26 protein-coding genes are annotated in these 24999 nt (G+C 44.6%); 13 read left to right on the top strand and 13 right to left on the bottom strand.

The annotated features are described in order from the left end of the window. Positions 1-26: 26 nt before the first annotated feature. The 4 genes from IGQ44_03835 to IGQ44_03820 all read right to left on the bottom strand — a co-directional run bounded on the left by IGQ44_03835 (position 27) and on the right by IGQ44_03820 (position 3427). The gene (locus IGQ44_03835) at positions 27-212 is read right to left on the bottom strand and encodes a hypothetical protein (GenBank protein HIK37104.1); all 186 of its coding nucleotides are present in this window, start codon (positions 210-212) and stop codon (positions 27-29) included. 98 nt (positions 213-310) lie between these two features. Beyond that, positions 311-457 carry a hypothetical protein gene (locus tag IGQ44_03830; protein ID HIK37103.1) on the bottom strand — a complete coding sequence of 49 codons (147 nt, stop codon included), beginning with the start codon at positions 455-457 and terminating at the stop codon, positions 311-313. Between the two features lie 288 nt (positions 458-745). After that, positions 746-2818, bottom strand: a complete 2073-nt coding sequence (locus IGQ44_03825) for a tetratricopeptide repeat protein (GenBank protein HIK37102.1) — start codon at positions 2816-2818, stop codon at positions 746-748. A 207-nt stretch (positions 2819-3025) separates the two neighbouring features. Further along, complete coding sequence (locus IGQ44_03820) at positions 3026-3427, bottom strand: hypothetical protein (protein HIK37101.1); 402 nt, start codon at positions 3425-3427, stop codon at positions 3026-3028. A 50-nt stretch (positions 3428-3477) separates the two neighbouring features. Between IGQ44_03820 and IGQ44_03815 the strand changes: the two genes are divergently transcribed. Next, entirely contained in the window at positions 3478-4071 is a 594-nt protein-coding gene (locus tag IGQ44_03815; protein ID HIK37100.1) for an orotate phosphoribosyltransferase, read from the top strand. A 28-nt stretch (positions 4072-4099) separates the two neighbouring features. Here IGQ44_03815 and IGQ44_03810 read toward each other — a convergent pair whose 3' ends face one another. After that, positions 4100-5392 carry a glucose-1-phosphate adenylyltransferase gene (locus IGQ44_03810; protein HIK37099.1) on the bottom strand — a complete coding sequence of 431 codons (1293 nt, stop codon included), beginning with the start codon at positions 5390-5392 and terminating at the stop codon, positions 4100-4102. A gap of 331 nt (positions 5393-5723) precedes the next feature. Between IGQ44_03810 and IGQ44_03805 the strand changes: the two genes are divergently transcribed. Both IGQ44_03805 and IGQ44_03800 read left to right on the top strand, forming a co-directional pair. Then, complete coding sequence (locus tag IGQ44_03805; GenBank protein ID HIK37098.1) at positions 5724-5948, top strand: hypothetical protein; 225 nt, start codon at positions 5724-5726, stop codon at positions 5946-5948. A 272-nt stretch (positions 5949-6220) separates the two neighbouring features. Then, on the top strand, positions 6221-6721 hold the full coding sequence (locus tag IGQ44_03800; GenBank protein ID HIK37097.1) for a type IV pilin-like G/H family protein: 501 nt from the start codon (positions 6221-6223) through the stop codon (positions 6719-6721). A gap of 76 nt (positions 6722-6797) precedes the next feature. On the opposite strand, the gene IGQ44_03795 is transcribed toward IGQ44_03800, so the two are convergent. After that, complete coding sequence (locus tag IGQ44_03795; GenBank protein HIK37096.1) at positions 6798-7400, bottom strand: DUF4126 domain-containing protein; 603 nt, start codon at positions 7398-7400, stop codon at positions 6798-6800. Between the two features lie 120 nt (positions 7401-7520). On the opposite strand from IGQ44_03795, the gene IGQ44_03790 reads away from it, so the two are divergent. After that, positions 7521-8126 carry a superoxide dismutase gene (locus IGQ44_03790; protein ID HIK37095.1) on the top strand — a complete coding sequence of 202 codons (606 nt, stop codon included), beginning with the start codon at positions 7521-7523 and terminating at the stop codon, positions 8124-8126. 104 nt (positions 8127-8230) lie between these two features. On the opposite strand, the gene IGQ44_03785 is transcribed toward IGQ44_03790, so the two are convergent. Then, positions 8231-8590 carry a hypothetical protein gene (locus tag IGQ44_03785; GenBank protein HIK37094.1) on the bottom strand — a complete coding sequence of 120 codons (360 nt, stop codon included), beginning with the start codon at positions 8588-8590 and terminating at the stop codon, positions 8231-8233. A 53-nt stretch (positions 8591-8643) separates the two neighbouring features. Here IGQ44_03785 and IGQ44_03780 point away from each other — a divergent pair, with 53 nt between their 5' ends. The 4 genes from IGQ44_03780 (at position 8644) to IGQ44_03765 (ending at position 11846) form a co-directional block, all read left to right on the top strand. After that, a complete protein-coding gene (locus tag IGQ44_03780) occupies positions 8644-9243 on the top strand; it encodes a leucyl/phenylalanyl-tRNA--protein transferase (protein ID HIK37093.1) in 600 nt (199 codons plus the stop codon). A gap of 231 nt (positions 9244-9474) precedes the next feature. Next, a complete protein-coding gene (locus IGQ44_03775; protein ID HIK37092.1) occupies positions 9475-10680 on the top strand; it encodes a response regulator in 1206 nt (401 codons plus the stop codon). Positions 10681-10770: 90 nt separating this feature from the next. After that, complete coding sequence (locus IGQ44_03770) at positions 10771-11133, top strand: response regulator (GenBank protein ID HIK37091.1); 363 nt, start codon at positions 10771-10773, stop codon at positions 11131-11133. A gap of 182 nt (positions 11134-11315) precedes the next feature. Beyond that, the gene (locus tag IGQ44_03765; protein ID HIK37090.1) at positions 11316-11846 is read left to right on the top strand and encodes a purine-binding chemotaxis protein CheW; all 531 of its coding nucleotides are present in this window, start codon (positions 11316-11318) and stop codon (positions 11844-11846) included. Positions 11847-11862: 16 nt separating this feature from the next. Here the strand turns inward: IGQ44_03765 and IGQ44_03760 are convergent, their stop codons facing one another. After that, positions 11863-12789: a methyltransferase domain-containing protein gene (locus IGQ44_03760; protein HIK37089.1), complete on the bottom strand. Its 927-nt coding sequence runs from the start codon at positions 12787-12789 to the stop codon at positions 11863-11865. 395 nt (positions 12790-13184) lie between these two features. On the opposite strand from IGQ44_03760, the gene IGQ44_03755 reads away from it, so the two are divergent. Together IGQ44_03755 and IGQ44_03750 are read left to right on the top strand one after the other, a co-directional pair. Further along, on the top strand, positions 13185-14141 hold the full coding sequence (locus IGQ44_03755; GenBank protein ID HIK37088.1) for an RNA polymerase sigma factor, RpoD/SigA family: 957 nt from the start codon (positions 13185-13187) through the stop codon (positions 14139-14141). A 75-nt stretch (positions 14142-14216) separates the two neighbouring features. Continuing rightward, entirely contained in the window at positions 14217-15314 is a 1098-nt protein-coding gene (locus IGQ44_03750) for an alanine--glyoxylate aminotransferase family protein (protein ID HIK37087.1), read from the top strand. A 76-nt stretch (positions 15315-15390) separates the two neighbouring features. Here the strand turns inward: IGQ44_03750 and IGQ44_03745 are convergent, their stop codons facing one another. Then, a complete protein-coding gene (locus tag IGQ44_03745) occupies positions 15391-15693 on the bottom strand; it encodes a DUF2470 domain-containing protein (protein HIK37086.1) in 303 nt (100 codons plus the stop codon). A gap of 61 nt (positions 15694-15754) precedes the next feature. Between IGQ44_03745 and IGQ44_03740 the strand changes: the two genes are divergently transcribed. After that, positions 15755-16510, top strand: coding sequence for an RNA methyltransferase (locus tag IGQ44_03740; protein HIK37085.1), 756 nt, complete (start codon positions 15755-15757; stop codon positions 16508-16510). Here the strand turns inward: IGQ44_03740 and zds are convergent. Beyond that, positions 16507-17964 (bottom strand): 9,9'-di-cis-zeta-carotene desaturase, encoded by a 1458-nt coding sequence (zds, locus tag IGQ44_03735; GenBank protein ID HIK37084.1) that lies wholly within the window; start codon positions 17962-17964, stop codon positions 16507-16509. The genes IGQ44_03740 and zds overlap by 4 nt on opposite strands. A gap of 219 nt (positions 17965-18183) precedes the next feature. On the opposite strand from zds, the gene dnaK reads away from it, so the two are divergent. Beyond that, the gene (gene dnaK, locus IGQ44_03730; GenBank protein ID HIK37083.1) at positions 18184-20082 is read left to right on the top strand and encodes a molecular chaperone DnaK; all 1899 of its coding nucleotides are present in this window, start codon (positions 18184-18186) and stop codon (positions 20080-20082) included. Between the two features lie 117 nt (positions 20083-20199). Here the strand turns inward: dnaK and IGQ44_03725 are convergent, their stop codons facing one another. Then, the gene (locus IGQ44_03725) at positions 20200-21351 is read right to left on the bottom strand and encodes an FtsX-like permease family protein (GenBank protein ID HIK37082.1); all 1152 of its coding nucleotides are present in this window, start codon (positions 21349-21351) and stop codon (positions 20200-20202) included. Further along, a complete protein-coding gene (locus IGQ44_03720; protein ID HIK37081.1) occupies positions 21348-22649 on the bottom strand; it encodes an HlyD family efflux transporter periplasmic adaptor subunit in 1302 nt (433 codons plus the stop codon). The genes IGQ44_03725 and IGQ44_03720 overlap by 4 nt, the downstream gene beginning before the upstream one ends. Before the next feature lie 66 nt (positions 22650-22715). Here IGQ44_03720 and IGQ44_03715 point away from each other — a divergent pair, with 66 nt between their 5' ends. Beyond that, positions 22716-23339, top strand: a complete 624-nt coding sequence (locus IGQ44_03715; GenBank protein ID HIK37080.1) for a TetR/AcrR family transcriptional regulator — start codon at positions 22716-22718, stop codon at positions 23337-23339. A 33-nt stretch (positions 23340-23372) separates the two neighbouring features. Here the strand turns inward: IGQ44_03715 and IGQ44_03710 are convergent, their stop codons facing one another. Then, complete coding sequence (locus IGQ44_03710; GenBank protein ID HIK37079.1) at positions 23373-24878, bottom strand: transglutaminase; 1506 nt, start codon at positions 24876-24878, stop codon at positions 23373-23375. Positions 24879-24999 lie beyond the last annotated feature (121 nt).

The raw sequence follows: 24999 nt of genomic DNA, 5'->3' as shown, positions 1-24999 counted from the left end.
TCAAGGCCTAATCAATATCTGAACTGTTAGACGGGATTGCGAAAGAGTGCAATTTTGACTATAATACCCAACAATCCAGTCACCAAGACTCCCACGATACTCAAAAAACCAATAGTAAGGGTATTTAGTCGACTATTTATCTCATCAAAGCGTTTGTCATGGCTATCTAGCCTCTTGACGATTTGCTCGTTTTGTGCCTTTAATTTTTCCATTTCTCCCCTCGTCTGTGTTACTATTTGTTTTGTTCGGGATTGCTTATTCCAGTGTTAAATTTGTCTTCCAGGAAGTCCATTCCGTTATTTAATTTTTCTTAGAGGCTGGCTAGTTTGGAGTTGAATTCCCCCTCCAGGTTTGCGATTTTGTCATCTATTATTCTCACTCTCTGGGAGAGTTTATCAATTTTGTTTTCTGTTTTGTTTAGAATATCTACTAGGCTGAATACCACCGTCTGATTCATGTTCTCTCCGGAATTTTTTCTGTTGAAAACACTATTGTATTTTATTTTATTTCTAAGCCATTATATGTCGGGGGTGATTTTCACTGTCATTAGTTATTTCCTTTTTAAAAATATCCCCGAGGAGGTTTATCCTCTGACTTAATTTTTGCCCTCAAAGTCAACTGTTTTTAAAAAATTATGCCTGCCAGGTCATTATCCCCTTTCTGATTAAGGAAAGTAAATTTTATTGTCTGTGTTGTTTCCAAACCCATGCCACAGTGATTGCCATTGTCTGATTCATTAGCTTCCTTATTCATCTTCATCCCTCACCCGGCGGGGGTAAAACCTAGCTTGTCGGTAAAATTCCGCTAAGGCTTTAACACATTCCAAGTCGTTGTAAAGACGATGATGATTTTGAATGATTTTCTGTTTTACCTCCTGCCGCCACTGTTTATCTTTTCCCAGTTTCGCCGCTATCTCAATATACTCCGGCAAAGATGAGGCAATGGTTTCTGTTACTCCTATCTGCTTTAAAATGCCATAACTGTGACGACTTCGCATAAACTCCCCTGGTAGTGTCACCACCGGCAAGCCGCAGGCAATTGCTTCCCTAGTGGTATTGTCCCCCGACCATGCTATACTGTCCAAAAACACATCGCATAAAAGATTTAGTTGCAAATAATCCCCTGACGGTAAAAATGGCAAAAACACACAGTATTCAGCCCAGTTTAACTTATAATCACAAAAGGCTTTCTCTAGTCTTTTTTTGAAAATCTCCGTGAGACCTGGGTATGTTTCTAAGAATACAAATTGGGCATTGGCTACCTGGGAGGCTATGGCGGGGAATATATAATCGTGTTGTGGCAGGTATTTAAACAACATTTGACTGCATAGGTAAACTACTCTATCTTCCTCCAGATTGAAATCTTTCCTAGACTTGCTAAAGTTGGGTATATTTGGCTTCTCTAATACCATGCCAATATTGGGGAGAAGAATTAGTTTTTCACTGTAATGATACTGGGCATTTTCTGCCTCCATTAACTCCCTTGATATGTAATAATCTATATTCTCTAGACCGGTGGTGAGGGGGTGTCCTATTGTGGCACATTGGATTGGTGCCAAACGCATACTACCCATCACTATAGTCTGGGGTAACATGCCTATTTCTGCATAGGTCAGAATGTCTAGTTTATCCTCATAAATTCTTTGACATACTTTTTCTAAATCCTCGGGAATACAATAATAGCAGTCGGCAACTCTAGTGAATTTTTCTGCCATATCTTGACTTACTTCCTCTATTGTGTAAATATAAATATCGAAGGTACTTTTATCCAGATTTTCTATCCATTTCAACAACCATTTGGCTCTATTCGAACTCGCGCCAGTAACAAATCCCAGTCTAATTTTTCCCCCCGCCGCCGGATTTCTTTTCTCAAACCATTTTGGATAGTTAGCCCTAGTGATTGTTGTCACCAGCTTACCATACTTTTTCTGCAAATCTACATCATTAAACCCCTGATATGCCAGGTAGAAATTAGTGTGATTGCATATAGCCTGAAGGGCATTTCTTTTTCTCTCCTCAGTGGCAAGATTTAGGCTGTTAATTAGATAGTCCAACCCCTCACTAAAACGATTTCTATAATAGCTTATCTCCTCAGTAGTGGTATAAATAATGGGCAAATATAGATGTCTCTGTAAATGCCAGATAAAATCGTCAGGAAACAATTGAGATGTCTCTTCTGCCAACTGGACAGCCTCCTGGTTTCTCCCCATATGTTTAAGGGTTAACAAAAGATTGAAACGACTGCCAGAATGATAGGGGTTGACTTGTATAGCCCGTCTGTAAATTGATTCTGCATCTTCCAACTGGTTTAGGGAAAAGTAAATATTGCCCAGATTGTTATAGGCGTCAATTAAATTAGGGTTAATATCAATAGACTTCTGGTAGAATAGGATGGCACTGTTAATATTCCCTAAACGCTCGTAATTGTAGGCTAGATTATAATAGTAAACCCCCCATTCAGGTTTAGGATTCTCCTCCTCTGCTATTAATTCGGCTATCTGCAGGTAGACTGACAAAGCCAATAGCCATTGCCTCCTCTGTAACAATCTTACCCCCTGTTCGTTCAAAATGGCCAACAAAACATCACAATCCCTGTCAAAATCCTCAGATGCTAACAATACAGACATCCACAGGGAATTGGCAGTCTCCTTCTCCCCTAACAAAAAGTAGGATAACCCCAAATAAAAGATAATTAAACTGTCATTGTCATTTTCCTCTGCCAGTTTTTGAAAAAACCTAACCGCTCCTTCATAATTACCAGTTTCTAGTAACTTTTTCCCCCTCTCAAAATCCATGTGCTCCTGCTTCGTCGTTGCCATTTTCTAACCACTGTCTTCCCTTTTCAGAATTTATATCTCCCTTTTACCCCAAAATACGAGTTTATTGTAAACCCCGCGGCCCCTCCCCCCAGACGAGTCCCATCCCTGCTGATACTTATTCCCCAATTTCCCCCTTGCCAAAATTCAAACTATATGTTAAGTTATTCCACAAGATAGAATGGGGCCTTTCCTGACCTTGTCAATGCCCTAACGCAAATATTCGGGATTCTCCAAAAGAGAAGTGTTGAAAGGATTGGCTAAATCGGGGGTGCGGATGATGGGGCCATTGTCCTGTAGTTGTTTAAAGTAGTCGCGCACCACAACGGACAGCAGGCGGCCATCACTCACCGTGTTTTTCTCTGGAAACCCTCGAAATTCAGGAAAGGCACCAACTCCGAAAATGTTGTTTAACTGACCCTCAATGCTACTCTGTTCAAAAAAATCCCCACTGTGGTGATTGTACAATTTCGTTATCAACTGGTCAACAGAGAGGGGATTGGTGGTTGACCCTTCTGGGGGGGAGGGGTATGCCCCTTTTTGGAAACCAAAAGTGGCCACAACTGTCAACAAGCCCATGGCGACTCTGGCAAAAAAAGACTTTGATAACATGGCTAAATCCCTGCTAAAATCAGACTGCCTCAATTGTAACCGATTCGCCCATGGAGGATAAAAGTCTTTCCCTAAAGCAACAATTATTGGATTTGCTGGTAAAATACGCTTACCAGGAGGGGGAATTCACCCTATCTTCTGGACAGAAAAGCCATTTCTATCTTAACGGCAAACAAGTGACTCTGAGGGCAGAGGGGGCATTTCTAGTGGGTAAACTGATTCTAGGAATGCTGTCACCCGAAACTCAGGCAGTAGCCGGTTTAACACTGGGTGCCGATCCCATTGTAACAGCAGTGAGTGTGGTTTCTGCTTACGAAAATAGACCTATCCCTGCCTTAATTGTAAGAAAAGAAGCTAAAGGACATGGTACTAAATCCTACATTGAGGGTCCTGTTTTACCACAGGGCACAATAGTCACTGTATTGGAGGATGTAGTTACCACAGGCAATTCAGCCATGTTAGCAGTGACAAGACTCCAAGAGGCGGGTTATAGGGTAAACAAGATAATAGCCATTGTAGATCGTCAGGCGGGTGGGGCACAACTGTACCAATCTCGGGGATTAGCCTTTGAAAGCATTTTCACCATAGAGGAAATCCAGAAACAGTGGCGGCAAAATAACCCCCCCCAAGGGGAAGGGGAATAAAACTACTATTGGATTGAATGGGACTAGATTAGATTACAGTGTTGTCTGGGATTACCGCATTCTTAATCACTACCACGATGCCATTGCGGATATAGAAACCCTCATCTTCTCGATTGGATTCCTCTACCCGCTCCTTGTTGGTGATAATCACATTCTGACCTATCCGGGCATTTTTGTCTATAATTGCCCTTCTAATGGTAGAATTGGCCCCGATCCCTATAGGTATGCCCCCCGATTCTAACTTTTTCTGTCTATCCTCTGCCGATTCATAATAATCTGCCCCCATTATCAGAGAATCCTCTATAATACAACCATGTTCTATACGTGTGCGGACGCCTAAAACGGAATGGTGAATCCGACATTCCTTGAGAATACAACCGTCACTGATAATAGATTCGGTGATGGTGGCATTTAAGAGTTTACTGGGGGGAAGGTAACGAGAGCGAGTGTAAATGGGCGCTTTTTCGTCATAGAAGCTAAAGGGAGGCTGGGGTTGCTTAGTTAAGGCCAAATTCGCTTCATAAAATGCTTTAATAGTCCCAATATCCTCCCAATAACCCCTAAATAGGTAAGCCTGGAGGCGGTAATTTTGGGCAGCCGCCTCGGGAATCACCTCTTTGCCAAAGTCAGTGTGTTGGGGATTCTCCTTTAACAGCTTTTCCAAAACTCGTTTCTTAAACACATAAATCCCCATAGAGGCAATATAGGGCTTTTTCTTTGCCTCTTCCGGCTCCAGTCCTAAAATGGTAGTATCCACTGCCATCTGTTTCAAGGCTTCTCCCTGCGGCTTCTCACTGAAACTAATTATTCTCCCCGTATTATCAATCTTTACTAAACCAAAAGCAGAAGCCTTCTCCTGTTCCACCGGCACCACCGAGATGGTAATATCGGCATTAGTATCCCGGTGATGTTGTACAAACAGACTGTAGTCCATCCGGTAAAGGTGGTCTCCAGATAGGATAAGATACTCATCTACATCCCATTCCTCAAATAGCCATAAATACTGCCGTACTGCATCTGCAGTACCCTGAAACCAATCCGGATTCTCCTTGGTTTGTTGTGCCGCCAAAACTTCCACAAACCCATCGGTGAAACCCGAAAGGTTGTAGGTGCGACTGATGTGACGGTTTAACGACGCCGAGTTAAACTGGGTCAGCACGTATATTTTTAGTATGCCGGAGTTGATACAATTACTAATAGGAATATCAATAAGACGGTATTTCCCCGCTAGGGGCACAGCCGGTTTTGCCCGCAGTTTTGTCAGGGGATAAAGCCTCGTGCCTGCGCCACCGCCTAGAATTATACCTAGTACTTTTTTCATAAAAGAATTTTCTAAATGACTTTCATAACCAAGTTTATGGTCTAATGGCCAATCAGACAATCAATTTCCACGGCTTTTTTTCCCCCATCCCCTTGACAACGGGGCGGCGGGGGGTGGCTGGTATTTAGTAGGGGCCCTTTGTCAGGGTTTTTCTTGCGCCTGGTTTAAATGATAAAAATAATCAATAACCCCCAAAAGGGGGGAAAAGGAGAAAAAAATAAATCAAACAACAGAGGTAAGTCTGGTAGAGATTTTAAACAAGATTGACGGCAACATAGACAAGATATCAAATAGGCTGGGCTGTTTAGAAAAACAGATAAATCGGGTAAGAGTGGACGTGGCCATTCTCAAGGAGGGACAAAATAATCTTGACAGGAGAATTGACACCATAGAGGCTAATCTGAAAAAGAGAATAGATGGTACACAAACCAATTTGAACAAAAGGATAAACAGCGTAAAAGCAAGATTGAACATAATCCTGTCAGTTATCTTCACCGGTTTGTTGGAGATTATTGTCAAACCGGTTTTCATCAAAGAAATCTTCCCCCAAACTTGACAAAAGGGGAATTTCCGTGATAGCACGAGCCGCGGTTGGGGGACGAGCCTATGACTGTATAGTACTGCCATTGTTAAAATCCCTGGCCCATTATGGCTGAGAGGGAAAAAGAGGAGAAAAATACCGGACGTGATGTTCATTATGTAATATTACAGAGATTTTATAAAAAAAAAATAAATAATGGCGAAAATCCTGGGGTTGAAGGATAGGAAAAAGGAGAGGGTTGGGTAAACTGGCACTAAAAGAGGCCAATGACGAGGGAGAAACAGACAATGACTGGGTATTGGCTATTACCCCGACTGTGCCAGTGGATGGGGAATGGAAAAGAAAAAGGCTTCACCTTGGTGGAATTACTGGTGACAACAATAATCATAGGTATTTTGGCGGCCATTGGAATGCAAAACTATATATACCAAGTAGGCAGGGCAAGGGAAACAGAAGCTAAAAATAACCTGGGAGCCATTGCCAGAGGACAACAAGCCTACCACTGGGAACATGGAGAATTCGCCGACGATGTTAGTAAACTGGGTATCAGCATTCCAGAAAAATACTACCAGATTAATACAACATGGCAGAATGACTATGTTAAACACCAGGCACAGGCCGTGAATCCGGAAAAAGATCAGGTGCGTAACTATGCTATTGGGGTGTACCACAACAGTGGCAGTTATGCTATCTCCCTTTGTCAATCCCTAGACGTGAACGGATCTGTGAATGTGGGGGACACCCCCGACGCCGACTGTGTAGGCCCCAATACAATAAAAATTAAATAGTACCACAAGGGTGCCTCGCTACCACTAGAGGGGGAGTGGCAACGAGGAGTGAACCCTGTACTTCTATCGGCGTCCATTACCCACAGTTAGGATGGGGTGGGTTGTGGGTGTTCTTTTTCCTCCCCCGTAGGTATTGATGTCGCCATTCAGTGGAGCTACGAAGGGCAATCCATAGTAGTAATAGGGCAATTAACCCCCCATGCTTGGGCGCCTTTAGGGAGAAGATTATCAATAGTACTGATAGTAAATCCTCAATGAAAATTACCACCAGGGGTATTCTGCCTAAACGGAAAAACCAACCTACTTGTACCAGTTTTAATACCAAGGCTAATAACCCCCCTACCAACCCCAATAACCAAACCGGAGATAGAGACACAGCCAATAACCGGGCCACTGTCACCGCCAAAAAACCCCCTACCAGCGGACTGGTCAACAATTGTACTATTTGAATGGCTCTAAACCCTACTAGTTTCTTATTCCCCACCAACTCGAACAATGACCAACTGATAAGGATTCCCACAATCACCTGGAAGTGCAAGGAGGAGACAATGGAAATGTCCCTTCTTTCCAGACGCACCAGTAATACAATTAACAGGGGCAACCCCACTCTCAATCCCCCCGCTGCCGAGGCGGATAGAATTGCCAATGCCTCTACTATACTTACATCCTCTAGGTTTATAAGCACAGATAACAATTACTTTAGTTTTCACGGTTTACTATCAGTTTAGATTATATCCTGTTGTATCTAGGTGCTTCTTCCGCTAGGATCGTCACTAGTAACCGAGATACACAACATCCTATGGCTTATCAATTGCCCGCTCTCCCTTACGACTATTCTGCCCTAGAACCATACATTTCCAGAAGGACTTTGGAATTCCACCACGACAAACACCATGCCGCCTATGTCAACAACTTCAATCAGGCGGTGGCTGGGACTGACTTAGACAATAAACCCCTGGAAGAGGTTATTAAAATTACCGCCGGGGATCCCACCAAGGTTGGTATATTTAATAATGCCGCCCAAGCCTGGAATCACACCTTCTATTGGCTTTGCATGAAACCCAATGGCGGTGGTAGTCCCACTGGGCCTTTGGCTGATAAGATCAATGAAGACTTTGGCAGTTTTGAAAAGTTCGTAGAGGAGTTCAAAACCGCTGGTGCCACTCAATTCGGCAGTGGTTGGGCTTGGTTGGTATTAGACAATGGCAAACTGAAAGTCACTAAAACCCCCAACGCCGACAACCCCATGACTAGTGGCCAAATACCCCTTCTTACCATGGATGTATGGGAACACGCCTACTACCTTGACTATCAAAACCGTCGTCCCGATTATATCAACGATTTTATTACCAAACTCATCAACTGGGACTTTGTTGCTGAAAACTTTGCCAAGGCTATGGGCTAATTTTTATATGTTTTGTACCGTTTAGCCGTCTTGGCCGTTGCCCTTTTTTCTCCTAATTTCAGTTTGTCCTATATAGTCCCCTTTATATTCAAATGGTAAGGGGGCTATGTTTGCTTTTGTTGTTTATCTTCTTGTTGATTTCCACAGCAAATATCCCTGCCCAATCGGCACAGCAGAATGTCACTCACCGCATTGGCAACGGCAAATTCACTATAAAAACTGTTACTAAAATCAAAAAATCTCATCTCGGTTACAATGGCAATTAAAATCGCTCCCAACTCATTCTCCCCCTCTAGACGATGACGAATATAAATATCTGCCGCTCTACTGGCAATAGTCTCATTCACCACCTCTGGGATAAACTCGTTGTCCAACCAATCCCTTAAAGTCTTTTGTAACCAAATTCTCTCAGTTTGAGCATCTTCTAGTGGTGGCAGGATAATCGGTGGAATCGGCAAAGACATGATTAAATTAGATATTACCTTTGCCCTAATTATACACATCCAATCCCTCGTTTATGATTGACATCGCCACCATCATTCAGGGATACGCCCAGGGAAACTTCCTCATGGCAGACGAGAATCAACGTCTAGCCTGGTATTCCAGTAATCGTCGCGCTCTTATCCCCCTCGATGATAGATTTCGTTATCCTAAATCTCTACGCCGTATCCTCAATAAAAATTGTTTTTCTGTGGCAATTAATCGTGATTTTCTAGGTGTATGTCTCGGCTGTGCTAATCGTCCAACCACTTGGATTTCACCAGAATTGATAGAAATATACCTAGAATTGAACAAAGCCGGATGGGCCTATAGTTTCGAAACCTGGTTGGATGGACAACTGGCGGGCGGTATCCTCGGCATTGTGCTCAGGGGGGCATTCATCGGGGAATCTATGTTTTACAATGTCCCTAATGCTTCAAAAGTAGCAATGGTAAAACTAGTAGCCCACCTAAGAAAACAAGGCTTTGTCCTATTCGACGCCCAGCTGCAAAATCCCCATCTAGAAAGATTCGGCGCCTATGTAGTCAGCCACAAAGAATACCTCCAACTTTTGGCAAAAGCCCTTTCCAAACCTTGTACCTTTCTGGTAGACGAAAAAGAATTAAACGCACTTTGACACACCAGTTTATCATTATAGAACTCCACATTACAGTTATGGGCATATGGCAATATATCTATCCCCTGACTTTCAACCCCCATCTCCTATTCCCCCAATCAGATTGTAGAATAGAAATAAAAATGTATTTGGCCTGATTGGTTAATTTACTCTTATCATGGTAGTAGGCAATCAGAATTCCATTGTTATTGCCGTAGAAGCTGTCGTCAGGACTTGAGTGAACTGAGGTAGATGACTTCCAATCAAGAAAAGTCTTCAAATGTAATACCCTTTAGAGAGTTCAATGCCGCAAAACAGGCGGGGTTTTTTGAAAACCTGAAACAGCCCCGTTTCACGGGCAGATTGCTGTTTACAGGGCCAAAAAACGTTCAGTGGGTATTCTATCTATATCTGGGAAGATTAGTATATGCCACGGGCGGAAATCACCCCGTGCGGCGATGGCGGCGTAATGTGATTGCCTATCTGCCAAATATGCCCTCCCAAATGGCCGCCATACAAGAGGAGTTGGACCAAATACAAATCCAGGGGGAGGATGACTGTTGGGAATATGAGTTGTTGTGCTTCTGGGTGGATAAGGAAAAAATTACCCTCGAACAGGCCTCTAAATTTGTTCGTAGCACGATTGTAGAGGTTTTGTTCGACATGACCCAGGCAATGCAGGTGAGTTGTCAACTGAAACCCGACAAGGATTTGCCCTTCCCCACCCGTTTAGTGTTGCTGGATGCAGAACAATTAATCGCCGAGGCCCAGAAGCTGTGGCATGCCTGGCAGGCCGCCAAAATAGCCGATCGCTCCCCGGACATGGCGCCTGTCATCGCCCAGCCCCAGGAATTAAAACAACAAACTAAACCCCAGGTATATCAAACTCTCTGTCAGCTTTTAGACGGGCAACACACCCTTAGGGATCTGTCAATACGAATGAAGAAAGACGTAGTGACAGTAACCCGTTCCCTATTGCCCTACGTTCAAAGGGGTTTCGTCCGACTCGTAGAAATTCCCGATTTACCTCCGCCGAAAATCTCAAAACCGGAAGCCGAAACGGTAAATCAGAAAATTACCATAGCCTGCATCGACGACAGCCCACTCATCTGTCAGACCATGGAAAAAATAATCACCGGCGCCGGTTATAATTTTATCGGAATCAATGACGCTTTGAGGGCTATTGCTATTCTACTGTCTAAAAAGCCAGACCTCATTTTTTTAGATCTGGTCATGCCCAATGCTAACGGCTATGAAATTTGCAGTCAGTTGCGCAAGTTAACATTTTTTAAGAACACCCCCATTGTAATCCTGACCGGCAATGATGGTATAGTAGATAGAGTAAGGGCCAAAATGGTGGGCTCTTCTGACTTCCTGAGCAAACCCATCGATGCCAATCTCGTCCTAGAAACCATACGTAAACACCTGAAGTTAGGGGTTACTCCCCCGCAAGCCTAGACAACTGTTCAACGGGTGTTGTTGTATGATAAATAGTATTTAAATTGTAAATAAGACAAACACTCCAGTCCAAAATACAGAGGTAAGAATATGGGAAGCGTACTAGTGGTTGACGATTCTGCCACCGAAAGAAAAATCCTCAGCAGTTATCTCCAAGAATTGGGCATAACCGTCTCTACCGCCGAAACCGGTGAGGAAGCCCTTGAAAAAATCCATGCCAGTCACCCGGATCTTATAGTACTTGATGTGGTACTGCCGGGCAAGAGTGGCTTTGAAGTGTGCAGGGAATTAAAATCTAACGAAGAAACAAACAAAATCCCCATTATCATCTGCTCCACCAAGGGGAGTGAAATGGACAAGTTTTGGGGAATGAAACAGGGTGCAGACGCCTACATTGCCAAACCTATCAATAAGGAGGAATTCCTGGACGCCGTCAAAAAACTCCTCCGCTGAATTCTCCCCCCCCTACTTCCTTATTACCTACTTATTACCTGAGCGGCCTAATCTGCCATGCCGAAGTCATATCTACAACACTCCCTGCACCGAACATCACCAGGTAATATCCCCTAAAGGACTTGATGGGGTGGGGTTGCCCTGTTTTTTTTGCTAGTATAATTCAAAAACCCCAAAAAGGCATGACACAAACAAAAGGCTCCATCTCGGGGAAGACAGATACCTACAGGGAACAACAATTCTTACGCTTTCTCCTCCTCCCAGATACCCATTTAATGATCTCTCTCAGGGAAATCGCCGCCGTCTTAAAAATCCCCTTCGGCCAAATTGTGCCCATCCCAGAATTGCCCCCTTGGGTTATGGGAATTTACAATTGGCGGGGGCAGATCATTTGGATGATAGACTTGGGGCATCTTTTGGGGTTTACCCCCTGGCATCAACAAGCTTCTGTAACATCCTCTCACAAAGCAATTGTTATTCACCCCAGCCAGCAAAACCCCAGAATTCAAGCCACAGGGGATTTGTTAGGCTTGGTGGTAAGTGAAGTCAATGATATTGAATTGTGCAATCCAGGGCAAATACACTCTCCCCCCGCTTCCGTGGTTACCCCTGAATTGGCCCCCTTTCTCCGAGGCTACTGGCTGAAGGATAATGGCGACATCATCATCACCCTCGACGCTGACGCCATCTTCTCTGCCATGCCTAGGGAGTAAAATAACTACAACCGCCTCACAGTTTCTTGGCTACTACCACCCGGTGACGGACACTGATGGGGGTGATGGTTGGTTTTTCAAAGCCAGCATCCATCAGCGCTGATTCTATGTCCAGGGTAAAATACTCGTCTAAGTAGGGTTCTGTGCTTTTAAGGAGAGTAAAAACATAACGGGGCATCTTCTTGTATACCTCCGACTGAGGATTCATGTCCATCATCGCAAAGTAACCCCCCCGTCTCAAAATCCTTCTCGCTTCCCTGATGATATTTTTGGCGGCTATCTGAGGCAACTCGTGAAACAGCAGGAAGGCCGACACTAAATCAAAGGATTCAGCCGGCAAACCAGTTTCTTCTGCCGCACCATGTAACCACCGGATTTTCTTCCCTTTTTGTCTACTCTGATGACTAGCCACCGCTAAGAAGTAGGGAGATAAATCCAATCCTGTAATCTCACTGTCGGGAAAAGCCTCACTGAGGGCAAAAGTGCTCAAACCAACCCCACAGCCAATGTCTAAAATCTTCTGGGGCCTATAGGCCAGCTGTTTTTGCAACTGTTGACAATAATTGCTCCTCAACAGCCTGTCCCCATCTATTGAGGGCGTCTTGCTATAAACGGTAGAATGAACACTGTAAGAGGCACACTCCAACTCCCAAGCCGCATCCCATTCCAAATTCCCCTTGTCATAGGAGTGAAATGATGTAAGATAATAGGGGGGGTACTTTACCCTCTCATTCACCACTTGGGTCATTTCCTTCTCCCAATCGTTGTTCTCCTTGAGGGCTTTCAGCCTCTCATGCCAGGGCACACCTATTTTGTAGGCCCTCTTCACAATCATGTCCCTTGCCCTACCCCTTGCCCAGTCATGGATTGGTTTTATCGCTAGTAGGCTATTGATTAATTTGCTCGTCCAGTCCATTGGACCAGTTGCTTTTGTAGTTACCATACACCCCTCTTAATTTCAGTAAGGTTCTATGTTTTATCTTTAAGCCTCTCTTCCCAAAATACAACCTTTGTAAAGAAAAGTGAAGTCTCTATTTAAGAAAAATCGCTAGATGGTTTAATAGATATATAGTGTTTCAACTAGGTGGAGAAGGGGAAGGAGAAAAAAAATAGTCAAAAGAAGTTCACAAAAGTTAAAGAGGTGTTCTATCATAATAAGGTGTAAGCTGTGCTGGTGTGCCCTGGAATACTCTTTTCAGACGAAGCCCGTTGTCGGGGTGGGGCACTAGGGTTAGGCAAAAAACAGGAAAACAGTGTCGGGAAATACTATTTTTTTTGTATAATAAATAATTCTGCAATCTCATTGTTGTAAGAGAGCGTATTTGTCGGGGAGAAAATATGCAAGCAGTAACAAAGAATATTGATACCATAAGGGTTTATTTGAAGGAAATAGGACGTATCCCTCTGTTAAGCAAAGAGGAAGAAATTCTTTTGGCAAAGGATATTCAACAGTTGGTTGCCTTGGAGAAGAAGAGGGAAAAATTGAAAAAAGAATTGGGAAGGGAACCGACTAGAAGCGAATGGGCCCAGGCAGCCAAAATCTCGGAAAAAGAATTAGAACAAAAAATAAGCAAGGGAGAAAGGGCAAAACGGAAAATGGTAGAGGCCAATCTCCGCTTGGTGGTATCTATTGCCAAAAAATATGTGAAAAACAACCTGGATTTATTAGACTTAATCCAAGAAGGCACCATTGGCATGCAAAGGGGGGTAGAAAAATTTGACCCCACCAAGGGTTATCGTTTTTCCACCTATGCTTACTGGTGGATTCGTCAGGCCATAACTAGAGCAATTGCCGAAAAGAGTAGGGCTATCCGTCTGCCCCTACATATCACCGAAAAACTGAACAAAATCCGTCAAACCCAGCGTAAACTCTCAGAGGAAAAAGGACGCCCTGCTACCTTGGCGGAATTGGCTGAAGCCTTAGAATTGACACCCGAACAAGTCAAGGAATTCCTAGGAAAGGCCCGTCAACCCCTCTCCCTGGACTTGAAGGTGGGGGATAACAATGACACCGAATTGGGAGAATTGTTGGAAGACAAGGGACAATCCCCAGAGGAATTCACTGACTATGCTTGCTTACAAGTAGATTTAAGGAATATGATCTCCGAGTTGACCCAACAACAACAAGATGTAATTAGACTCCGTTATGGGTTGGATGACGGCAAACCCCTAACCCTGTCTAAAATTGGTTCTATTCTTAACATCTCTAGGGAAAGGGTTAGACAAATAGAAAGAGAGGCCCTTACTAGGTTACGGAAACGGAAAGAAGTAATTGAGGAATACATTGCCGGCTAGTAAGGCGCAACACCCAGGAGGGGAAATCTGCATTAAACTCTATTAGTTAGATCCTATTGTGAGGCGGAAAAAACAATGCAAGACAAATTGATGTTAATGATTCCTGGCCCCACCCCGGTGCCTGAAAGGGTGTTGTTGGCCATGGCTAGACATCCCATAGGCCATAGAAGCGGCGAATTCAGTAAAATCCTTTCTGAGGTGATGGCCGGGTTGAAATGGCTACATCAAACCCAAAATGAAATCTGCATACTCTGTGCCTCGGGCACTGGGGCCATGGAGGCGGGGATCATTAACTTCCTCAGCCCGGGGGATAAAGTCCTAGTAGGGAACAATGGGAAATTTGGCGATCGCTGGGCCAAGTTGAGTCGTGCCTTTGGCCTGGATGTGGAAGAGATTACCGCCGAATGGGGTAAGGCTTTAAATCCCGAAAACTTTAGAGAAAAACTAGAGGCTGACAAAGAGAAAAAAATTAAGGCCGTCATTATCACCCATTCGGAAACCTCCACCGGGGTATTAAATGATTTAGAAACTATTAACAAACACGTCAAAGCCCACGGCGAGGCTCTCATCATCGTCGACGCCGTTACCAGTCTGGGGGCAGTAAATGTTCCTGTAGATGAATGGGGTCTGGACGTAGTGGCATCTGGCTCACAAAAAGGTTACATGATTCCCCCGGGCCTGGGCTTCGTGGCGGTGAGTGAAAAAGCCTGGAAGGCATATGAAAAAGCCACCCTCCCCAAATTCTATCTGGATCTGGGGGCCTATCGCAAGGCCAATGCCAAGAATAGTACTCCCTTCACCCCCCCAGTCAACCTCATTTTTGCTCTTAAAGAGGCATTAGCTATGATGAAGGAGGAGGGGTTAGAAAACATCTTTGCCCGTCATAAACGCCTCACCCAACTCACCCGTGAAGGAGTAAGGGCATTGGGATTGCCTCTGTTTGCCCGTGACGAAGACGCCTCCCCGGCCATCACCGCCGTTATCCCTGACAGACACGATGCCGAGACGATTCGTGCCACTATGAGGAAGAAATTTGATATCGCCCTGGCTGGCGGACAGGACCACCTCAAGGGTAAAATCTTCCGTATTGGCCATTTGGGCTTCGTTAGCGAAAGAGATATTTACACTGTCCTTTCCGCCCTCAAAGAAACCCTTGCTGAATTGGGGTTATAGACCCCATTTTTCCAATCCGTAAGAGCCTATGATTAAAACCCCCTGGGGGAGAGTAGGGATATGCCCCTCCCCCCCACTACCCCTCACCCATACCCCCATTCTGTAAATTCTTCCTGGCTTTCTTTAACATTTCTACCAGGGTGTGATGGGCATCCCTGGCATCTTCCAAAACATGATCAAACTCTATTCTCACTGGCCTTTCGTCGTTGCCGTCTATGCTAAGATACATAGCTTTGTTATCGATAGACAGCATTTTGGCTGTTTTAAAGTTGTCTAATTTGGCAAAATATTGGGCATATAAAATCAGGGCATCTGCATGGTCGTCATTCATGTGTTTACAAATGCGAGCACTCACCTGGGGAGTAATAACTTCCTTCATGGCACTGTGAACTGTGACAGAGCTATAAGATAACAGGATATGTAGGCAATTATAGCTGGGAATGACACAGATAGAGGACATAAGAATAGTTCTAGTGGAACCAGAAGGGGAAGGCAATATAGGCGCCATTGCCCGAGTGATGCGCAATATGGCCTTGACGGAATTAGTGATAGTGAGCCCCAAGTGCAACCCCTTTTCCGGGGAGGCGAAAAAGATGGCCGTCCACGGAATTGAAGTATTAATGAACGCCAAAATAGTGAACAGTGTCATTGAGGCCCTACAGGGGTGTCAAAAAGCTATTGCTACCACCGCAAGGGAAAGAGAAGTCCCAACCCCCCTGGAAACCCCAAAAGAGGCGCTCCCATGGCTTCTAGAGGATGCAAGTAAGGGTGCTATCCTATTTGGGCCAGAAAGCCGGGGATTGAGCAACGAGGAGTTGAGCCATGCCCAGCGTTTCGTCCGTATTCCTGCCAATCCCCAATACCCCTCCCTAAACTTGGCCCAAGCTGTAGGTATTTGTGCTTATGAGTTATACCAGATATATCAGGCAAAAACACAAAAGCCCCCCCAGCCGAGAGAAAACCATAAACGGGAAAACCATAATCTGGCCACCATTGAACAACTGGAGGGGTATTACCAGCACCTGGAGAGGATACTACTAAGGGTAGGATACCTTCAACCCCATACGGCTAAGATAACCATGGAGAAACTAAAAAGAATCATAAACCGTGGACAACTCAGTGACAAGGAATTGGCCATGTTGAGGGGAATGTTAAGACAGGTGGAATGGGCGTTAGATCACCCTCAACCCCCTTAGGCCATAGCCAACACCTTCTTGTCTACCCTCAGAATTGCCCTAGCTGCCTGCAATCCGGAAATGGTGGCTCCCTCCATGCTATCAATATAATCCTGTTGGGTGTAGCTGCCTGCCAGGAAGAGGTTAGCTACTGGTGTGGTTTGGGAGGGGCGGTATACATCCATCCCCGGGGCCTCTCTGTAGAGAGACTGAGCCAGTTTCACCACACTATACCAGGTCATGTTCAAATCTCGGGAGGAAGGGAACAATTCATGTACCTGTTTTAACACATGTTGGGCAATCTTCTCATTACTTTCTCTAATAAAGGGGTCCCCTGGGGTTAACACCAATTGTAACAGAGAACCTTGTCCTGGACGAAAATAGTCTGCTGGACTACATAGGGCCAAATCAGCAAAACAAGAAAAGTCCGCATCGGCAGTGTATAATAGATTGTCAATGCCAGCCGCCTGTTGCAACTGACGCCGTTTCTTTTCATCCTTTAATTCTGTCACCCAGCCATCAAAGCGTAATTGAACTGTAGCCACTGGTACCGTGTCTAACTTATATATGTTGTCGAACAGAGGCCATTTCCTCCAGGCGGGGGGGATTAATTTTTGAATACCAGGTACATCACAGGCACATACGTAGGCGTCTGCCGTTACCAATTCTTCAGTGTCCCCCTTAGCAACTACTATACCGGTGACAAAAGTGTTACCAAAAGAGTCTTCCTGATACTTAAGCTCCCTAACACGACGACGAAGATGGATTTTTGCACCTCGGGCCTCTAGGTAGTTGATAATAGGTTTATGGAGGTACTCATAGGGTGAACCTTCTAGCATCCTCAACACAGACGCCTCAGTCCTGGCGGCAAAAAACTGGAAAATAGTCAACATACAACGGGCGGATATATTTTCCGTATCGATGAAGCCTAGGGCATAGGCAATGGGATTCCACATCCTCTTCAAACTCCCCTCATTGCCGCCGTGTTGCCGAAACCAGTCAGCAAAGCTGATACTGTCCAACTGGCGGATTTGTTTCATTGCCCCCTGAAAGTCAAACAACCCCCTTATAATGGGACTAGTGCCCAAGGCGATGGAATTGGCAATTTTGTCCGCCACCGACAACTGGGAGGTGGTAAAAAAAGCCTTCAAACCGTTAAACGGCGCACCCAGGGGAAAACGGAAATCCAACTCTCCTATTCTGCCACCTTTATTGATAAACGTATGGGTATGTTCCTTCAAACGTAAGTTTTTTATGGCCCCCACCTTCTCCATCAAGGCAAAAAGATTGTAATAACAGCCAAAAAACACATGTAAACCCATTTCAATGTGATTGCCATCTGCATCCACCCAACTGCCCACCTTTCCCCCCACAAATGGCCTAGACTCGAATATTTCCACCTCACAGCCCGCATCTGCCAATTCTACTGCTGTGGCCAATCCTGCCAGTCCTGCGCCCACTATTACAACTCGCATATTTTTCCTCAATCTTTCTTAACTTTTCTTAACACATTGTACCCCACCCGGTAATGGAGGGCGCCAAAAACTAGAAAAAATCTGGGTTTATACCATGTAAGGTACGGTAAACTACACTACCTTTAGAGGATATTCTTATCCCAAGATAGTAATGAGAATAGAAGATTTTGACTGTAAACAGTAGCCTTTGTTTTGTAAAATCAGAGGGAGTTTTCATCTATGGGAAAAATAGTTGGTATTGATTTGGGCACCACCAACTCAGTGGTAGCCGTAATGGAAGGTGGAAAGCCAGTAGTTATTGCCAATGCTGAGGGTTTTAGAACAACCCCTTCTGTGGTAGCATATACCAAAAATGGGGACCGTCTGGTAGGACAAATTGCTAAACGCCAGGCGGTGATGAATCCTGAAAATACCTTCTATTCCGTCAAGCGTTTTATTGGCAGAAAATATGACGAGGTAATCAACGAGATTTCAGAAGTCCCCTACAAGGTACTAAATGTAAATGGTAATGTCAGACTGGACTGCCCAGCCTTAGGGAAGCAATTTGCCCCAGAAGAAATCTCAGCCCAGGTATTGAGAAAACTAATAGAAGATGCTAGTAAGTATTTAGGGGAGCCCGTCAAGGAAGCCGTAATTACTGTACCTGCCTACTTCAACGACTCTCAGCGTCAGGCCACTAAAGACGCGGGCAGAATCGCCGGGATTGAGGTGAAACGTATTATTAATGAGCCTACTGCGGCTTCTCTAGCCTACGGGTTAGATAAGAAAACCAACGAGACTATCCTGGTATTTGACTTGGGTGGTGGGACCTTTGACGTATCTATCCTAGAAGTTGGTGACGGTGTATTTGAAGTGTTGGCCACCTCTGGCGACACCCACCTGGGTGGTGACGACTTTGACAAGAAAATTGTAGACTGGTTGGCAGAAGAATTTAAGGCCAGAGAAGGTATTGACTTACGTAAGGACAGACAGGCTCTACAACGTCTCACAGAAGCGGCAGAAAAGGCTAAGATAGAACTGTCTAGCGTCACCCAGACAGAAATCAACCTGCCCTTTATCACCGCCACTGCCGATGGTCCCAAACACCTAGAAATGACCCTCACCAGGGCTAAATTTGAGGCTCTCTGTGCTGATTTGATCGATCGTTGCAAGGGCCCCGTCGAACAGGCCCTAAAGGATGCTAAACTAACTCCCAGTGACATTGATGAGGTAGTATTAGTAGGGGGTTCTACTCGTATCCCAGCAGTACAAGAACTAGTCAGAAGAATGCTGGGCAAAGAGCCCAATCAAAGTGTTAACCCTGACGAAGTGGTAGCCGTCGGCGCCGCTATTCAAGCGGGTGTATTGGCTGGTGAGGTTAAAGACATCCTCCTGTTGGACGTAACACCTTTGTCTCTCGGCGTGGAGACTCTTGGCGGTGTGATGACTACTATTATCCCCAGAAACACCACTATTCCCACCAAGAAGTCCGAAATCTTCTCCACCGCCGTGGATGGTCAAACTAACGTAGAGATTCATGTACTACAAGGGGAGAGACCGTTGGCCAAAGACAACAAAAGCCTTGGCACCTTCCGTCTAGATGGTATTCCTCCTGCGCCAAGGGGTGTGCCTCAAATTGAAGTCACCTTTGACATTGACGCCAATGGTATTCTTCACGTGACCGCCAAAGACAAAGGTACAGGTAAGGAACAGTCTATCACTATTACTGGCGCCTCTACTCTGCCCCCCGAAGAGGTAGAAAGGATGGTGAAAGAGGCTGAGGCTAATGCCGCCGCCGACAGGGCAAAACGAGAAAGGATCGAACGTCGTAACCAAGCCGACTCTCTTGTCTACCAAGCCGAAAGACAACTCAAAGAATTTGGTGACAAGATTTCCGCCAGCGACAAATCCAGAATCGAAAAACTCATCTCCGACTTGAAGGATGCCATAAACAGAGACGACGACGACAAGATTAAGTCCACTATGCCTGAACTACAACAAGCGTTATACTCTATCGGCACCAGTGTATATCAATCCGCTGCCGCAGCCGGGGCATCCAGTGGTGCCAGCACAAGTAGTAGTTCAAGCGGTGGCGACGATGTCATAGATGCTGAATTCTCTGAAGGTGACAACAAGTAATTACGTGTAATAACAAGTACCCGGGGGAATGAGTAAAATTGTACTCTCTGTCCCCCACCCCTACATCCTACCCCCTATCCCACCCCCCCCACATCCCAACCCTGTGTGTGATAGAGTTCAGAAAATATCGGCAGGATCGGCCTGTTTGAGTTTGTTAACGGCAATGGCGCCAGAAAAGAAGCACATGAATAATGTCAATAGGAAGACGGAGGTAATTAGAGATTTGTTCATGTAAATAGCTAGTCTGGTGGCTTTGGCGGTGATGTGGTAGAGAAAAGTGGAAAAACCTAATCCGGGAAGAAAACCAATACAGGCGAGAATGACGGCTTGTTGAAAGACTAAACCCAGTAGATAATTGTCGGTATAACCCATAGCCTTGAGGGTGGCATACTCTGGCAGGTGGTCGGCGACGTCGGTGTAGAGAATCTGGTACACTATAACAATGCCGACGATTAGCCCCATTATAGTGCCCAGGTTAAAGACAAAACCAATGGCAGTACTAGTTTCCCAATATTTCTTCTCGTGGTTGACAAATTCCTCCCGAGACAAAACTAAGACATCGCCACCACTGAGTTTTTGTTTTAGGGTATTGATAACTGCCTGAGTGTCAACACCGGGTTTTAGTTTAATCACCCCTACCTCTATCAAACCCTTATCCCTGTTGGGGAATAGACGGAGGAAATTTAAATCACTGGTTATGATATTCCCATCCGCTCCGAAAGTAGCTCCAATGGTAAACAATCCCGCTACAGTTATCCTTCGGTCATTAACTTCTGTTTTAACAGTCATCCCCGACTGGAACATTTGGGGGATGGGGCCAAATTCTGCCCTGGAAGCAGTGTCAAACAGTACATGATCCGGTAATTTCAATTTATCTAAATTTTTCTCGAAATCTGGCAGTTTAAATACTGGATTTTTAGGATTGAATCCTATAGTTAAAATTCTTCTGCCCTTGTTATTAACAGGATTTTTCCAGGTAGCAAAACTGAGATATAGAGGATTGACCCAATCTACCCCTTCTACTGCCATAGCCTCATAAAGACGACGACTAGAAAAACTTTTCATAGAGGTTATGGCATTAGACTGAGTACTGATTAAAAAAACATCGCCTTCAATTTTGTCGTGAATCCTTACGGCACTATTCAACAGGGCAGTCTTAAATCCCAGTTGCATAAACATCAGGATGTCGGCAAAACTAATCCCGGCAACTGCGATTAAAAGACGGATTTTCTCACGGCTTAATTGTAACCAAGCAAGAGGTGTTTTCATAGTTTTATATTGACAAGTACTTGAGAATAAATTAAATTTTTAATAAGGGAGGTATACTGGGGGTCTACTTTGATTTTTACCTCTATAACCCTGGCATCTACACTGGCAGCAGGGTCAGTTTGAAGGATGTCCTTTTTGGCGATTTTGGGGCTGATTTGAAAGACTTTACCGGTGATTACCCCCTCAAAGCTATTATTTTCACTCCTAATCTCCGCCACCTGTCCGATTTTAACCTTCCCTACATCACTCTCATATACTTCCGCCACCACCATCATTTGACTGGTATCGGCCATTTCTACCACCCCCTCCTGATTATTAATGCTTTCACCGGGGTAGGTTTTTATCTCTAGAATCTCACCGTCCATGGGGGCTCTAATGACAGTCAATTCTAAATCAGTTTCTGCCTTTTTAACCACAGCCATTGCCCTTTCCACCTCTGCTTGTGCCAAAGCCACATCCACATCCCTCACCTCGCTAATTTCCCTCAGAGTAGCCTCTGCCGCCTTGATTTGGTTAACAAGACTATTGATGCGTTTTTGGGCATCAGCCTTGGCTTGTTCAATTTCCTCTGTCAGGGTGGTAATAATCTTGTTATAGGCAGCGGTAGCCTCACGATAACGTTTTTCTGCCGTTTCCAAATTCAACTGATAGGTTTCCAACTGCGCTTGAGGAATGACACCCTCTTCTGCCAATTGTCGATAGCGGCGATAGTCTGCCTCTGCCTTATCTCTTTCCGCCTTTAACCTTTCCACGGTGGCCCTCTTTTCTATTTTTTCTCCTTCCAGTTGTGCCTGTAAACGCGCTAACAAGGCACTATCACTGGCCTTTACCCCCTGTAGTTCTGCTTGTAGTCTGGCAATAGTGGCCTTTTGGGCAGAAATACTCCCCTCCTTGGCACCGGCCTTGACAATCCGCAGATTGGCCTGGGCTACCTTCAAATCCTTCTTAGCCCTTGCCAATTCCGCCAATTTTTGGTCATAGTCGGTGGTATAACCTATAATGTCCCCTTTCTTGACCAAGGTGCCCTGGGAAACTAGTAAGGTTTTCAACTTGGCGCCACCGGGGGTTGGGGCCGCCGCCACCTTTATTACCTCTCCCAGTGGTTCAATTCTGCCCAGGGCGCTCACAGAGGAGATGGTTACTGTGGGGGGGGGCACTATGTTTTCTGTTTTTGGGGCGGGGAGGGGTTGTTTTTTCCACAGACTTACCCCCGCTGTCATCAGAATTGCCACCCCTAATGCTCCACTTATTAGGGCTATTGTTTTTCCCTTGTCCCTTGCTACCGTTATTTCTCCCATGGTGGTTTTTGTGCTATCCTGTAGACTAGACGGTCTAGTTTTTAATATTAGACTAGACGGTCTAGTTTGATTATAGCATTGTCGAGGGAGGATTGTGTGGTGGAAGTGGACAAAACAGAAAAAATTTTGGCGGCGGCATTGAAGTTATTTTTGGAGAATGGGTATAGAGGAACTACTATGGAGGAGATAGCAAAGACTGCGGGGGTATCGAAGCAAACTTTGTATAGTCATTTTGGGGATAAGGAGGGTTTATTTAAGGCACTAGTTACGAAAGTAAGCAAGCAAAAATTTAACCTGGTGTGGGCTAAACCTTTGAGAGGTAAACCGGAGGTGGTATTGAGGAATTTAGCCAACAGAATCATCAGAGAGGTAAGTGAGCCAGAGTATTTGGACTTTATTCATCTTATTGTAACGGAGGTAAAGAACTATCCAGAATTTGCTCAGTTGTGTTTAACAAATATTTCCAAACCGGCGATTTCTATACTAACTAATTATCTAGAAAATTGCCGAGATTTAAGTTTAGAGGATCCAGAGGCGGTGGCTCACATTTTTGTGAACAGTATATTGTACCATGTTTTAACTCAAGAAAAACTAGAAGCCAAAAAGGTAATACCCATTGAATCTAAGCGTCTAATTAATAATTTGATCAAGTTGATAGTAAGTAGTAGGGAGTTAAAGGGGTGTTGTTAGACTAGACGGTTTAGTTTATAATGGGAAAATGAACTAGGGAGAGTATTTTAAAAGTCCCCAATAACGGGCATCGCGGGGAAACTTGGCATAGACGACTATGTTGCCATCACCCACATTCACATTGCCAGCAAAGATGTTGCCATAGGCTGTCAAGTTGTACCATCTATTGGTAGAGAGATTGACTACTTTGACCTCAGTGGCATCATCAATTTTAAGTCTAAAATAGTAGTTTTGATTCTTGTTAAGTTTCCCGGTTATTGGAGATTCTAAATAGCCATTGTGTTCGTGAAAATGCTTATAGGTTTCGGGGAATTCGTTTCCCCTACCACTGGCATAAACTTGATAGGTAACGGCGATGGGATAAGAGTTGTTGCCGTCTTCTTTTTTAGCAAAAATGTCTAGTTTGTATTTGCCCTTTTCAGGGAAGGTGACGTTTATGATGGTATTTGCTGCATCTTTTTGCACCAGAATATAATTGCCTTCTACTGGTTTCTCTTCTGATTTTAGGTTGGCAACAACCTCTACATTTAAAGGGGTTTTTAAGACTACACCGAGACTGTTTGTGGCCTCAATTTTGTCGTGGGGGTGGCTAACTAGCTGGATATTATTTTTGAAAAATGCAGGGTAGACTCTGGGAAGAGAATCGAATTTCTCGCGGGAGATGGGATTGTCTAGCAGTTGCCATTTAGCATCTTGTGGGAAGTGGGTATAGATTAGTTTTTCGGGAGGGGTAGCAAAATAAAAAGGCTCAAATTCAGGATAAAATATGCCATCCTTGACATGGCCCGCACCCCAGGTCACATCCAAGAGATACCAATTACCGTCAATTTCTACCGCATTCCAGGCATGATTTACCTGATAATCTAATGGAAATAGACCAAAATCAGCCCCCCGACCATACCCCTCTATGATTACGGATTTTAAGCCCATCTTTTCGGCTAATTTTTGATATAAATTAGCATAGCCGCCACAAACAGTAACCCGTTTTCGTAAAACATTTTCCACAGTTACGTCTGGCGGCTGACCATCTTTTATGGCAGACAGGGCAGATACATCGTATTTTATATTATGGGCGATCCAGGTATAAATTATGCGAGCCTTTTCCGCTGCAGTTTTAGCATGCTGGGAAAGGATATCACTCAACTGATCTACCGAGTCTCCCTCATATATTATGCTTTTGGCTATGGTGTCAATGTGGGAAAAGTCTTGTTGAGTTAGCCGTCTAGCATTGTCCTTATTTACTGGGTTTACGGTATATTCAGCATATTGAGGGGTGTTTTTCTCGCCACTAATCTCTGACTTTATGGGTTTTGTCTGGATTTTCTTCTTCTCTATTCCACTTTTCCCTAACCATTGCCTATTACCTGTTAACCCTATTACTGTTGCCGCTATCACCATCCCTAGCAACCATATCCCACTTTTTTTTCTTCTTTGTCTTCTTTTTCCTATTGTTATGCTTTTCCCTCTTATCTTCCTCTTTTCCCCCGGCATCCTTTCATAACCCCTCACTTTAAACTCTCCCTCTCTACTATACCACAAGAATTACAACCCTCCCTCTCCCCACTACTAATTGCTTTATATTCTCAACAAAAAAAATCCCAGCCCAAATGTCTTGGTAGTCTTCCCCCCTACCCCCCCCCCGATAATATAGGCAACATGT

It is taken from the genome of Geminocystis sp. M7585_C2015_104 (assembly GCA_015295805.1).
GTDB lineage: Bacteria > Cyanobacteriota > Cyanobacteriia > Cyanobacteriales > Cyanobacteriaceae > DVEF01.
This window is presented reverse-complemented; position numbering and strand designations above follow the sequence as displayed.